Genomic DNA, 12,076 nt, shown 5'->3' with positions numbered 1-12,076 from the left:
GCAAAGCGAAGCGTGCCCACCACCCCGAGCGGAGTGCTGGTGGTGGGCACGCTGCGCTTTGCCCACCCTACGAATTAGCATCGTTAGCTTTCAGCGCAGCCTTCGATGCCAGCGCGCGCCAGTGGCGGCGCAACAATGGCTCGACGATGCTGCCGGTTGCCTTCGACAATCGGATCAGCACGATCGGATAGTCGCGATAGTGATCGGTGAAGTAGAACACCTTCGGCCGGCTTTCGATGAGCATGTCGCGCTCGTCCTGCGGCACGCCGGGCATGACCAGACTGTCGCCGTCTTCCTTCAGGCGCACCAGCATCTTCTTGCGCACTTTCAATGCCGGCGTGCCGTAGGAGGTGCCATCCTCGACCTCCGGCCACGCCAGCGCGATTTTCCTGACGTCGTCGAAGGTCATTTGGTGCCCCACATTCATTCCCTCATCCGGAGCAGTCGCGAAGCGGCGCCTCGAGGGATGGGCCGCGGGCCTCATGGGTTCGAGACGGCGCGGAGCCTGTCATCGGGCCGCGCTTCGCGCGGACCCGTTGGCGCCTCCTCACCATGAGGGTCTACTAGCTAGTGCACCGAGGTAAAGAACCGCGCGAACCGAAAGCCTGACGGCCAGGTCCAGACCGGCTGGCTGCGGATGCCCATGTCCCATGAGCCGACCACTGCGTCGGCGCGGCCGATCAGGTTGTTGACCGGCAGCAGTCCGACGCCGCCGTCGCGCACGGAGACGCGGCTGTCGGCGGAATTGTCCCTGTTGTCGCCGAGCACGAACAGCTCTCCCGCCGGCACGGTGACCTCAGGCGTGTTGTCGAGGCGGCCGTTGTCGCGCATCTTGAAGATCGCGTGGCTGACGCCGTTCGGCAGTGTCTCGACATAGCGATAGGCGGTCTCGGTGTGGCCGCGGTCGTCCTCGGCTTCGCCGCTGCCGTCGGGCTTCAACGTCGCGGGGTGGTCGTTGATGAAGAGCTGGCCCTGCCGCATCTGGATGCGGTCGCCGGGCAGGCCGACCACGCGCTTGACCCAGGCCTGCGAGCGGTCGCCGGGCCAGCGAAACACCACGACGTCGCCGCGCTGCGGGGGCTCGCCGAACAGCCGGCCGCTCGACTCCGGCAGCGTGATCTGGATCGGCAGCGAGGCCGTCCCGTAACCATAAGGGTATTTCGACGCGACCAGCGCATCGCCGATCAAAAGCGTCGGCTCCATCGAGCCCGACGGCACGTAGAACGGCTCGGCGATCGCGCCCTTGGCGAGGAACACGACAGCGACGATCGCCGCGAGTTGAGCTGCTTGCGAACGCCAGCTTGTGGGTTTGCTGACCGCCACTTCGTCGTTGCTCACTAGCCGGTTCCTCCTACGGTGATCCGCTCCATGCGCAGCGTCGGCTGGCCAACCCCGACGGGCACACCCTGGCCGTTCTTGCCGCAAGTGCCGATGCCGGTGTCGAGCGCGAGATCGTTGCCGATCATGGTGATGCGGTTGAGGTCGGTCGGCCCGTTGCCGATCAGCATCGCGCCCTTCAGCGGCGCCCCCAGCTTGCCGTTCTCGATCTTGTAGGCCTCGGTGCACTGGAAGACGTATTTGCCCGAGGTGATGTCGACCTGGCCGCCGCCGAAATTGGCGGCATAGATGCCGTTCTTCACCGAGGCGAGGATCTCCGCGGGATCGCTCTTCCCGGCCAGCATGTAGGTGTTGGTCATGCGCGGCATCGGCACATGGGCATAGCTCTGCCGCCGGCCATTGCCGGTCGGCTTCATGTTCATGAGCCGCGCGTTCTGGCGATCCTGCATATAGCCGACCAGGATGCCATCCTCGATCAGCATGGTGCGGTTGGTCGGCGTGCCCTCATCGTCGATCGAGAGCGAGCCGCGGCGCGAGGCCATCGTGCCGTCGTCGACCACGGTGACGCCCTTGGCGGCGACCTGCCGGCCCATCAGGCCTGCGAAGGCCGAAGTCTTCTTGCGGTTGAAATCGCCCTCGAGCCCGTGACCGACGGCTTCATGCAGCATCACGCCGGGCCAGCCGGCGCCCAGCACCACGTCCATCTCGCCGGCCGCGCCGGCACCGATTCCAGGTTGACCAGCGCCTCGCGCAGCGCGCCGTCGGCAGCGTCGCGCCAGGCCTTGGTCTCTATGAAACGGGCGTAACCTTCGCGGCCGCCGTAACCCTTGCTGCCGCTCTCCTGCCGGTCGCCCTGGCCCGCGACCACGGAAATATTGACCCGCACCAGCGGCCGGATGTCGCGATAGCTCTCGCCGTCCGGCCGGACGATTTCCACCACCTGCCAGGTCGCGGTCAGGCTCGCGGAAACCTGCCGCACCCGCGGGTCCTTGTCGCGGATATAGGCGTCGATCTCGCCGAGCAGTTTGACCTTGGCCTCGAAGCCCGGCGCATCCAGCGGGTTCTCGTCGCCGTACAGTTTCACATTCGTGTGCGTCGGTGCCGCGGCGAAGCTGCCGGAATAGCCGCCGCGCACCGCATGCACCGCATCGGCGGCGCGAATCAGCGCCGGCAGCGATACGTCCGAGGAATGCGCATAGCCGACCGCGTCGTCCTTCACCGCGCGCAGGCCGAACCCCTGGCTGGTGTCATAGGTCGCCTGCTTCAGCCGCCCATTGTCGAACACCAGCGCCTCGGTCTGCCCGAATTCGAGGAACAATTCGCCGTCATCCGCTCCTTGGAGCCCCCGCGTGACCTCGCGGCGTACGGCATCGCGGTCGAGATTGGCGCGGTCGAGCAGGGAGGTTGTGGCGGGACTGGTCATGACGACTCCGAATTCAGCGCAATTACATCCCGTTCATGTTTGGCTTGGCCGGGACAGCATCAATCAAGATAGGCGCTGTTGCAGCAATTCGGGAGAGGCTGCCTCACGGCAACTTGTCATACCCCTCTGCCAGCCCGTTCAGGCTGAGCGGAAAGCCGATGCCCTCTTCGGGGGTCTCGAAGATGATGAACGTCGCGGTCTTGGCGCCCCTGAGCTGGCCGAGCAGCTTGTCGTCCATTACGACCTCGGCGACGCAGCCGTTCGGCAGGCAGCGGACGAAGCCGGCGCGGCCGACGTCCTGATTGTCGAGCTTCAGGCCGAGCCCGGAGGGAAGCAGGACGCCCAGCGGCGCGACCACCCGCATCAGGCGGCTCTTCTGGTCGGCGGTCTTCAGCACGATCACGGTGAGGCCGGCATTGGAACGGTCCTCGGCGACCACGCTCTGGATCAGCGCGCATTGCTCGCTCTGGGCGCCGGCGGGGTGTCGCAGCGGATCTGCCAATCGCCATGGACCGAGCGTACCGCCCCCTGGGCGTGGGCCGCTTGCATCAGGCCCAACATGAACGTGAGCGCTAGCAGGCCGCCCAGCCAGTTGGTGGCACTCCAGCTACGTCCGCTGTGATGTTTCAAAGCGCCCATCCGGGTCGATCCTTTGATGGCCGGCCATGCCGGCTTGGTTTCCCCGGCCAAGGTCCGGTGCATTGCCCGGCTGCCGGCGGCACGCAAAACGACTGATACCGCAATGACGGCGCCTTGAAGGCGATCCCCAAGCAAATCTCGCCCCGTGGTGGGTGCTCTTCGCGCGAATCAGGTTCCTGCGGAGCGCCCAGCCTGTGGGTACATCCAGCAATCGCCCTGTCAAGCGGCGTGGCCCGCGGGAGCGCCGCTATCGCCTGATTTATCGAGAAAATGTCACATCACGGGAATAGCCGATCGCGCATGGCTTGGGGCCCTACTACTGCATTGCGAGCGCCTGCGAATTATGGTTTGAGAGGCTAGATTTCGACGCGTTCTAACGATCTGGCCCCGTACTTTCCGAAGGTGCGTCCGGCAGGCCGTTTGTCAGGGCGGATCGTGCTGCATTCTCGCCGTATGGCGGGGGTGCTAAGGGGATAAATCATAGGGAGCGCGAGCGGCATGAGGATGTCGATGGGCCTGATGGGCCGGCGGTTGCTGGGGGGTGCGGTAGCGGGCATGGCGCTCGCGACCGGCGGGACGGCATTCGCCGAATTGGGGCAGCCGGCGCCCTGGGAAGTCACCCTGCAGCAGGCGGGCTCCCCGGTGATGGAGAACATCGTCTGGTTTCATAACTTCCTGCTGGTGGTCATCACTGTGATCACGCTGTTCGTGCTGGCGCTGCTCGTCATGGTGGTGATGAAGTTCAACGCGCGCGCGAATCCGGTCCCCTCCAGGACCACCCACAACACGCTGATCGAGGTGGCCTGGACGCTGGTTCCGGTGCTGATCCTGGTCTGCATCGCGGTGCCGTCGTTCCGCCTTTTGTTCCTGCAGCTCGATGTGCCGAAGTCGGACCTGACCATCAAGGTCACCGGCAAGCAGTGGTATTGGTCCTACGCCTACCCGGATAACGGCAAGTTCGAGTTCGACTCGCTGCTTGCTCAGGACAAGCAGCCGCGGCTGCTCGGCGTCGACAATGAGATGGTGGTGCCGGTCAACAAGGTGATCCGGATCCAGACCACCGGCGCGGACGTCATCCACTCGTTTGCGGTGCCGGCCTTCGGCATCAAGATCGACTCGATCCCGGGCCGTCTCAACGAGACCTGGTTCAAGGCCACCAAGACCGGCATGTATTACGGCCAGTGTTCCGAGCTGTGCGGCAAGGACCATGCGTTCATGCCGATCGCGGTGCGGGTCGTCGAGGATCAGGAATTCGCGAGCTGGGTGGACGCCGCGAAGAAGAAATTTGCCAGCAACCCGGCGAACTCATACGCCTCGGTTGGTCAGGCGGCGCAGTAAGGCTGCAAGCCCGGGGGCGGGCTTCGCGCATCGGAAGAATAAGGGCGATGGGACCGCAAAGGTCCAAAAGGGAATTGGCTTAAGGATCTAGGACATGGCAACAGGCGCAGCGACACACGATCACGCCCATGATGATCACGGCCATCCGACCGGATGGCGCCGCTATCTCTACTCCACGAACCATAAGGACATCGGCACGATGTACCTTATTTTCGCGGTCATTGCGGGCATCATCGGGGCTGCGATGTCGATCGCGATCCGCGCCGAGCTGATGTATCCGGGCGTGCAGATCTTCCACGAGTCCCACACCTACAACGTGTTCGTGACCTCGCACGGCCTGATCATGATCTTCTTCATGGTCATGCCGGCGATGATCGGCGGGTTCGGCAACTGGTTCGTGCCGCTGATGATCGGCGCGCCCGACATGGCGTTCCCGCGCATGAACAACATCTCGTTCTGGCTCTTGCCGGCCTCTTTCGCGCTGCTCTTGATCTCGACCTTCGTCGAGGGCGAGCCGGGCGCCAACGGCGTCGGCGCCGGCTGGACCATGTACGCGCCGCTGTCGACCTCGGGCCACCCGGGGCCGGCAGTCGACTTCGCGATCCTGTCGCTGCATCTCGCCGGTGCCTCCTCGATCCTGGGCGCGATCAACTTCATCACCACGATCTTCAACATGCGCGCACCGGGCATGACGCTGCACAAGATGCCGCTGTTCGTGTGGTCGATCCTGGTGACGGTGTTCCTGCTGTTGCTGTCGCTGCCGGTGCTCGCCGGCGCCATCACCATGCTGCTCACCGACCGCAACTTCGGCACCGCCTTCTTCGCCCCCGACGCCGGCGGCACCCGGTGCTGTTCCAGCACCTGTTCTGGTTCTTCGGCCATCCCGAAGTGTACATCCTGATCCTGCCGGCCTTCGGCATGATCAGCCAGATCGTCTCGACTTTCTCGCGCAAACCGGTGTTCGGCTATCTCGGCATGGCCTACGCGATGGTCGCGATCGGCGGCATCGGCTTCGTGGTGTGGGCGCACCACATGTACACGGTCGGCATGTCGTCGGCGACGCAGGCCTATTTCGTCGCCGCCACCATGGTGATCGCGGTCCCGACCGGCGTGAAGATCTTCTCCTGGATCGCGACCATGTGGGGCGGCTCGATCGAGTTCAAGGTGCCGATGATCTGGGCGATCGGCTTCATCTTCCTGTTCACGGTCGGCGGTGTCACCGGCGTCGTGCTGGCGAATGCCGGCGTCGACCGCGTGCTGCAGGACACCTACTACGTGGTGGCGCACTTCCACTACGTGCTGTCGCTGGGCGCCGTGTTCGGCATCTTCGCGGGCTGGTACTACTGGTTCCCGAAGATGTTCGGCTACATGTACAGCGAGACCATCGGCAAGCTGCACTTCTGGTTCACCTTCATCGGCGTGAACCTGGTGTTCTTCCCGCAGCACTTCCTCGGTCTCTCGGGCATGCCGCGCCGCTATGTCGACTATCCGGACGCGTTCGCCGGCTGGAACCTGGTCTCCTCGATCGGCTCCTACATCTCCGGCTTCGGCGTGCTGATCTTCATCTACGGTGTGATCGACGCCTTCGTCCGCAAGGAGCAAGCGGCCGCCAACCCGTGGGGCGCCGGCGCCACCACGCTGGAATGGACGCTGTCCTCGCCGCCGCCCTTCCACCAGTTCGAAGTGCTGCCGCGCGTGCAGTAAAGGAAACAGCGACGCGCCCTTCACGGGCGCGTCGCGCTCTCTGCTTGATTTAAGGGAACGAATCTATCGTGTCGGTTGTCGATCACAACGCCATCGAGTTGCCGCGGATCTCCGAGGCCGAGGTCGGCGACTACATCGCGCTTTTGAAGCCGCGGGTGATGTCGCTGGTGATCTTCACCGCGCTGGTCGGCCTGATGATCGCGCCGGGTCACGTCCATCCGGTGCTGGCCTTCACCTCGATCCTCTGCATCGCGGTCGGTGCAGGCGCCTCAGGCGCGCTGAACATGGCCTATGAAGGCGATATCGACGCGTTGATGACGCGCACCGCCAATCGACCGATCCCACGCGGCCGCATCACAAGTGGAGAAGCCACCGCCTTCGGCCTGACGCTCGCGTTCTTCTCGGTGATGACGCTCGGCATCCTCGTCAACTGGGTCGCGGGCGCGCTGCTGGCCTTCACGATCTTCTTCTATGTGGTGGTCTACACGATGTGGCTGAAGCGCTGGACCGCGCAGAACATCGTGATTGGCGGGGCCGCCGGCGCGCTGCCGCCGGTGGTGGCCTGGGCGGCCGCAACCGGCTCGTTGTCGATCGAGCCCGTGCTGTTGTTCCTGATCATCTTCTTCTGGACCCCGCCGCATTTCTGGGCCCTGGCGCTGTTCCGCAGCGACGACTACGCCCGCGCCGGCGTGCCGATGCTGCCGGTGGTCGCCGGTCCCGACGCGACCCGGCTGCAGATCCTGCTCTACACGATCGTGCTCGTCGCGATCGCGGTGGCGCCGTGGCCGCTCGGCTATTTCGATGCGGTCTATGGCGTGGCCTCGCTCCTGCTCGGGTCGGGCATGCTGTGGCTCGCGGTCGACGTCTATCGCCGCCGCGAGGGCAAGGAAGCCAATCGCGCCTGCCGCAAATTGTTTGCTTTCTCCATTTTTTATTTGTTCGCGCTGTTCGCGACCTTGCTGATCGAGGTCGCCTTCCGCACCGTTGCAGCATGGGTCGGGTAGGGAGCGCATGAACACGCAATGGATGACAAACGCGAGCAAGAAGGAATTGTCCTTACCGAGGCGCAGCTCAGGAGCCGCCGCCAGCGCTCGATCGCCATTGCGCTCGCGCTCGGTGTGCTGGTCGTGCTGTTCTTCGCGGTCACCCTGGTCAAGGGCCCGGCCGTCCTGGTGCGGCCGATCTGAGATGTGATCGAGATGGCGCAAGAGACGACCACGTCCAAGCAGTCCGGCACGAGCCAAAAGGCGTCCCGCCGCACGTTGACGCGTGACGCGGTGGTTGCCTCGATCTGCGGCTTCGTCGTCGTGCTGATGGTCGGCGCGTCCTATGCGGCCGTGCCCTTCTACAACTGGTTCTGCCGCGCCACCGGCTTCAACGGCACCACCCAGGTTGCGACTTCGGCGCCGGCGGAGGGGCCGCTTGCCCGCAAGATCGAGGTCCGCTTCGATGCCAATGTCGCGCCGGGCCTGCCCTGGAAGTTCGAGCCCGAGCAGAACGAGATCGAAGTCAGGATCGGCGAAGTCGTCACCGTCTTCTACACAGTGACCAACCAGTCGGCGCGGACCACGACGGCCCAGGCGGCTTACAATGTCGCGCCGCTGACGGTCGGGGCCTATTTCCAGAAGATCAACTGCTTCTGCTTCACCGAGCAGACCCTGGCGCCGGGCGAGAAGCGCGAGATGCCTGTCGTGTTCTATGTCGATCCGGCGCTGGTCGCCGACCGCGAGAACGACAGCCTGAAATCGATCACCTTGTCCTACACTTTCTATTCCGTGCGCGATCCGGTCCCGAAGCCAGTGGCCTCCGGCGAGCAGGACAAGCGCAAGGGCAATCTTTGAATTTCTGAGACGAATACGTGCCTGACGGCACGCGAACGGAGAGACTGCAATGGCTGAGGCGCACGTCAAGCATCACGATTACCATCTCGTCGATCCGAGCCCCTGGCCGGTGGTCGGATCGATCTCGGCCTTCGTCATGTGCTTCGGCGCCATCGGCTGGATGCATCACATGTTCACGGGCGCGCCGATCGTGTTCGGCATCGGCGTGATCGGCGTGCTCTACACCATGGCGAGCTGGTGGGGAGATGTGATCCGCGAGGCGCAGTACAAGGGCGACCACACCCGCGTGGTGCAGCTCCATCACCGCTACGGCATGATCCTGTTCATCGCCTCCGAGGTGATGTTCTTCGTCGCCTGGTTCTGGGCGTTCTTCAACGCCGCGCTGTTCCCGGCCGATCCGGTCCATGCCGCTCGCGATGCGATCTTCGGTTGCGGTGCGGGCACCGCAACCGGAGCTTGCGCCGTGCCGGGCACCTGGCCGCCGCATGGCATCGAGACCTTCGATCCCTGGCACCTGCCGCTGCTCAACACGCTGCTGCTGCTCACCTCCGGCACCACGGTGACCTGGGCCCACCATGCGCTCTTGGAGAACGACCGCCAGGGCCTCAAATACGGCTTGATCCTCACCGTGCTGCTCGGCGCGGCCTTCACCTGCGTGCAGGCCTATGAATACGCCCACGCGACGTTCTCGTTTGGCGGCAATGTCTACGGCTCCGTGTTCTTCATGGCGACCGGCTTCCACGGCGCCCACGTGATCATCGGCACCATCTTCCTCCTGGTTTGCCTGTTCCGCGCCTATGCCGGCCACTTCACGCCCAAGCAGCACCTCGGCTTCGAGTTCGCCGCCTGGTACTGGCACTTCGTCGACGTGGTCTGGCTGTTCCTGTTCATCTGCATCTACGTGTGGGGCCGCGGCGCCGAAGCCATGGCGCACGCCGCGCATTAACCCGCCGCGATGTGCTACAAGGGGGCGGCCCGACGGCCGCCCTTTTGGTTTTGGAAGCGAAGATCGAACCACTAATGCCTGCCGACACTCCCCCGACGGTTACCGAGAGCGCGCTCCGCGGCATCGCCTGTCGCTGTCCGCGCTGCGGCAAGGGCAAGCTCTATGCCGGCTTCCTCACGCTCGCTCCGCGCTGCGAGAGTTGCGGGCTGGATTATGCCTTCATCGATTCCGGTGACGGGCCGGCGATCTTCATCATCATGCTGGCCGGTGCGATCGTCGTCGCCTGCGCGCTGATCGTGGAGGTCAAGTACCAGCCGCCGTTCTGGGTGCATGCGGTGCTCTGGCTGCCGTTCATCGTCGTCACCACCTTGCTGCCGCTGCGTTCAATGAAATCGCTCCTGATCGCACTCCAGTTCCATCACAAGGCGGCGGAGGGCCGGCTGATCAAGCGCGAGCAGAAATGACCGCACCATCCTCGCACCGGTGCGGTGCCGCCGGCTTCGGCATTTTCACGTTGATCCTGGTGGTGGTGTTCACGAGCCTCGGGATCTGGCAATTGCAGCGCCGGGCCGAGAAGCATGCGCTGATCGCGGCCCTCAACGAGCGCCTGGCGGCGGCGCCCGAAGCGCTGCCGCAGCCTTCGCAATGGGGCGCGCTCCGTCCGGTGAGCGACGAATTCCGCCGCGTCACGGTTACGGCGACCTATGCGAAGCTGCCGGATGCGATGGTGTTCAGCTCCGGCTCCGCGGTCCGCGACGACATTTCCGGTCCCGGCACCTGGGCGTTTCTCCCGGCGCGCCTGTCTGATGGCGAGATCGTCGTGGTCAATGCCGGCTTCGTGCAGAACACGATGCAGGATCGTGCCCAGCAGGATCGGGCGGCCGCACCCCTAATCACGGGCGAACCGGTCAAGCTGACCGGCTATCTCCGCTTTCCCGAAAGCGCCGGCTCGCTGACGCCGAAGGAAGATCCGGCAAAGCGCCTGTGGTTCGTCCGCAATCATCTGGCGATGGCAAGCGCACTTGGCTGGGGCGAGGGCGGCAAGACAGTCGCGCCCTTCTACATCGATCTGGAGTCGCCCGTGCCCGACAGCGGCATTCCCAAGCCGGGACCGCTGAAGGTCAATCTCAAGGACGACCACATGCAATACGCCATCACCTGGTTCACGCTAGCCGTGGCGGTGCTGATCGTCTTCGCATTGTGGTTTCGCGGCCAACGTCGGATCAGATCCGAGTAGCTCGGATGCAGCACCGTAGCCCGGGTGGAGCGTCAGCGTAACCCGGGACCGCTTGCACCGACGCAGATGTCCCGGGTTACGCGTTCCGCTCCACCCGGGCTACGAGCTCATGGTCTAGCCAAGCGCGCTGTCGCCGACCGGCAGGCAGCAGCGCACGATGGTCCGTCCGTCTTTGCGCACCAGCTCGAGCGTGCCGCTCAGCGCGCGCGCCCGTTCCTGCATCCCCGTCAGCCCGCGGCCGAAGACAGAGTCCTTGGGAAGGCCGATACCGTCGTCGGAAACCTCCACGATCAGCTCCGCCGCCTTCATCGAAGCCTCCACGGTGACCGAGCGGGCGCGGGCATGGCGCAGCGCGTTGGTGATGCTCTCCTGGATCACGCGATAGACGGTTTGCGAGAGCAGCCCCTCGATCGCATTCAGCCTGCCGTCGATCTGCGAGACGAGCTTAAGCCCGGGCGCTTGTGCGCGCGCATACTGCAACAAGGTCTCGATGCTGTTCTCCAGTCCCAATTCCTGGATGTAGAGCGGCCGCAGCCGGTCGAGGATGCGGCGGTTGGCCTGCTGCAGCGCTTCGACCGATTGCAGGATGCCGTCGGCGGAGGCCGCAAGTTGCAGGTTGCCATGCGGGATCGCTTCGAGCAGCGCAACCGCCTTGGCGCGAATGCCGAACAATAGCGGTCCGAGCTCGTCGTGCAGTTCGCGCGCCATGTCGCGCCGCTCGTCGTCCTGCAGCGAGACGATCCGGCGCAGCAAACCTCGATTGTCCTGGCTCAGCCGGCAGAGCGTGCGGGCGAGTTCGTTGGCTTCCTCGGCACTTCGGCGGATTTCCGGCGGGCCCGACGGGGGGATGAGCTGCTTATAATCACCCGCGCGCATGCGGGTGAGGCCGTCGCCGAGATCCTGCAGAGGGCGCAGCACGGCGCCGGCGGTGAAATAGGCGATTATACCGGTGAGCAGCGTCAGCGCGACCGCGGAGAATGTGATCGCGACAAAGCCGATCCATTTCTCGAAAATATCGGCCGACAGGTCGGGCGAGAAGATGATCTCGCCGACCTGCTTGCCTTCGATCCGGACCGGGAACGATGCGCCCACCTCCGGTATTATGAGCAGGTCGACGAACCATCGCGGCACCCGTCCGATCGGGGTTTGCACCTCGACCGGCGAGGCTGGGCGGGTTGCACCGTCGGGTTGGAAGCGGATGGCTTCGGACGTTCCCAGCGCCTGCGCAAAGGCATCCAGCGTCGCTTGCGGATTGCCCGAGCTCTGAAGCGCGCTGTTGAGCGCGTCGGCAACCACCTTGGCCGAACGTGCGGCGGGTGCGTTCTCGTCCGACAGTTGCTCCGGCACGAAGAGCTGCAGCGAGATCGCTCCAACCAGGAGCGCAGCCACGAACATAATACCGAGCGGAAGGAAGAACCGCGCTCGAAGCGAACATCTTTTCCACATTTGGATAATTCTAATTCGCTCCGGCGGTTTTCCCTTTTCACAGGTTCCCGGCCATCTATGTTCTGGATACAGAATGCAAGTGATGCAAGATACGCCGAAACCGGCCACAAGAATATTGATTGTCGATGACCACCCGGTCGTGTTGTCCGGGTGCCGGTCCCTGT

Annotated in this window: 10 protein-coding genes and 4 pseudogenes; 9 read left to right on the top strand and 5 right to left on the bottom strand. The window is 64.5% G+C overall.

Going from position 1 to position 12,076, the window contains the following annotated elements; genetic code table 11:
- Window positions 1-67 precede the first annotated feature (67 nt).
- The 4 genes and pseudogenes from CWO89_RS32085 to CWO89_RS32070 all read right to left on the bottom strand — a co-directional run bounded on the left by CWO89_RS32085 (window position 68) and on the right by CWO89_RS32070 (window position 3,400).
- The gene (locus tag CWO89_RS32085) at window positions 68-409 is read right to left on the bottom strand and encodes an MmcQ/YjbR family DNA-binding protein (protein ID WP_130582507.1); all 342 of its coding nucleotides are present in this window, start codon (window positions 407-409) and stop codon (window positions 68-70) included.
- A 158-nt stretch (window positions 410-567) separates the two neighbouring features.
- On the bottom strand, window positions 568-1,338 hold the full coding sequence (gene lepB, locus CWO89_RS32080) for a signal peptidase I (protein ID WP_130582506.1): 771 nt from the start codon (window positions 1,336-1,338) through the stop codon (window positions 568-570).
- Window positions 1,338-2,761 (bottom strand): annotated as a pseudogene (gene tldD / locus CWO89_RS32075) (metalloprotease TldD). Before tldD ends, lepB begins: the two are co-directional and overlap by 1 nt.
- Before the next feature lie 103 nt (window positions 2,762-2,864).
- Window positions 2,865-3,400: pseudogene (locus CWO89_RS32070) on the bottom strand (invasion associated locus B family protein).
- A gap of 498 nt (window positions 3,401-3,898) precedes the next feature.
- On the opposite strand from CWO89_RS32070, the gene coxB reads away from it, so the two are divergent.
- The 8 genes and pseudogenes from coxB (at window position 3,899) to CWO89_RS32030 (ending at window position 10,466) form a co-directional block, all read left to right on the top strand.
- On the top strand, window positions 3,899-4,738 hold the full coding sequence (coxB, locus tag CWO89_RS32065; RefSeq protein WP_130582505.1) for a cytochrome c oxidase subunit II: 840 nt from the start codon (window positions 3,899-3,901) through the stop codon (window positions 4,736-4,738).
- A gap of 94 nt (window positions 4,739-4,832) precedes the next feature.
- Window positions 4,833-6,442 (top strand): annotated as a pseudogene (gene ctaD, locus CWO89_RS32060) (cytochrome c oxidase subunit I).
- A 68-nt stretch (window positions 6,443-6,510) separates the two neighbouring features.
- Entirely contained in the window at window positions 6,511-7,446 is a 936-nt protein-coding gene (locus tag CWO89_RS32055) for a heme o synthase (RefSeq protein ID WP_130582504.1), read from the top strand.
- A gap of 18 nt (window positions 7,447-7,464) precedes the next feature.
- Entirely contained in the window at window positions 7,465-7,629 is a 165-nt protein-coding gene (locus CWO89_RS32050; protein ID WP_028167936.1) for a cytochrome c oxidase system small membrane protein, read from the top strand.
- Between the two features lie 12 nt (window positions 7,630-7,641).
- The gene (locus CWO89_RS32045) at window positions 7,642-8,283 is read left to right on the top strand and encodes a cytochrome c oxidase assembly protein (RefSeq protein WP_130582503.1); all 642 of its coding nucleotides are present in this window, start codon (window positions 7,642-7,644) and stop codon (window positions 8,281-8,283) included.
- A gap of 49 nt (window positions 8,284-8,332) precedes the next feature.
- Window positions 8,333-9,229, top strand: coding sequence for a cytochrome c oxidase subunit 3 (locus CWO89_RS32040; RefSeq protein WP_130582502.1), 897 nt, complete (start codon window positions 8,333-8,335; stop codon window positions 9,227-9,229).
- 74 nt (window positions 9,230-9,303) lie between these two features.
- Window positions 9,304-9,693: a DUF983 domain-containing protein gene (locus CWO89_RS32035; protein WP_130582501.1), complete on the top strand. Its 390-nt coding sequence runs from the start codon at window positions 9,304-9,306 to the stop codon at window positions 9,691-9,693.
- Window positions 9,690-10,466 (top strand): SURF1 family protein, encoded by a 777-nt coding sequence (locus CWO89_RS32030; protein ID WP_130582500.1) that lies wholly within the window; start codon window positions 9,690-9,692, stop codon window positions 10,464-10,466. The genes CWO89_RS32035 and CWO89_RS32030 overlap by 4 nt, the downstream gene beginning before the upstream one ends.
- A gap of 114 nt (window positions 10,467-10,580) precedes the next feature.
- Here CWO89_RS32030 and CWO89_RS32025 read toward each other — a convergent pair whose 3' ends face one another.
- Window positions 10,581-11,861 (bottom strand): histidine kinase, encoded by a 1,281-nt coding sequence (locus CWO89_RS32025; protein WP_349644911.1) that lies wholly within the window; start codon window positions 11,859-11,861, stop codon window positions 10,581-10,583.
- A 133-nt stretch (window positions 11,862-11,994) separates the two neighbouring features.
- Between CWO89_RS32025 and CWO89_RS49240 the strand changes: the two are divergent.
- A pseudogene (locus tag CWO89_RS49240) lies at window positions 11,995-12,076 on the top strand (DNA-binding response regulator); the annotation flags it as partial.

Origin of the sequence: Bradyrhizobium sp. Leo170 (assembly GCF_004296405.1) — a bacterium.
In the GTDB taxonomy this organism is placed as follows: Bacteria; Pseudomonadota; Alphaproteobacteria; order Rhizobiales; family Xanthobacteraceae; genus Bradyrhizobium.
The sequence above is the reverse complement of the archived record's forward strand: the minus strand, read 5'-3'. Positions and strand labels throughout refer to the sequence as shown.

Coding starts and splice junctions, on each gene's coding strand:
- CWO89_RS32085 (WP_130582507.1), bottom strand. CDS start 409: ATGACCTTCGACGACGTCAGGAAAATCGCGCTGGCGTGGCCGGAGGTC.
- coxB (WP_130582505.1), top strand. CDS start 3,899: ATGAGGATGTCGATGGGCCTGATGGGCCGGCGGTTGCTGGGGGGTGCG.
- CWO89_RS32050 (WP_028167936.1), top strand. CDS start 7,465: ATGGATGACAAACGCGAGCAAGAAGGAATTGTCCTTACCGAGGCGCAG.
- CWO89_RS32045 (WP_130582503.1), top strand. CDS start 7,642: ATGGCGCAAGAGACGACCACGTCCAAGCAGTCCGGCACGAGCCAAAAG.
- CWO89_RS32040 (WP_130582502.1), top strand. CDS start 8,333: ATGGCTGAGGCGCACGTCAAGCATCACGATTACCATCTCGTCGATCCG.
- CWO89_RS32035 (WP_130582501.1), top strand. CDS start 9,304: ATGCCTGCCGACACTCCCCCGACGGTTACCGAGAGCGCGCTCCGCGGC.
- CWO89_RS32030 (WP_130582500.1), top strand. CDS start 9,690: ATGACCGCACCATCCTCGCACCGGTGCGGTGCCGCCGGCTTCGGCATT.
- CWO89_RS32025 (WP_349644911.1), bottom strand. CDS start 11,861: ATGTTCGTGGCTGCGCTCCTGGTTGGAGCGATCTCGCTGCAGCTCTTC.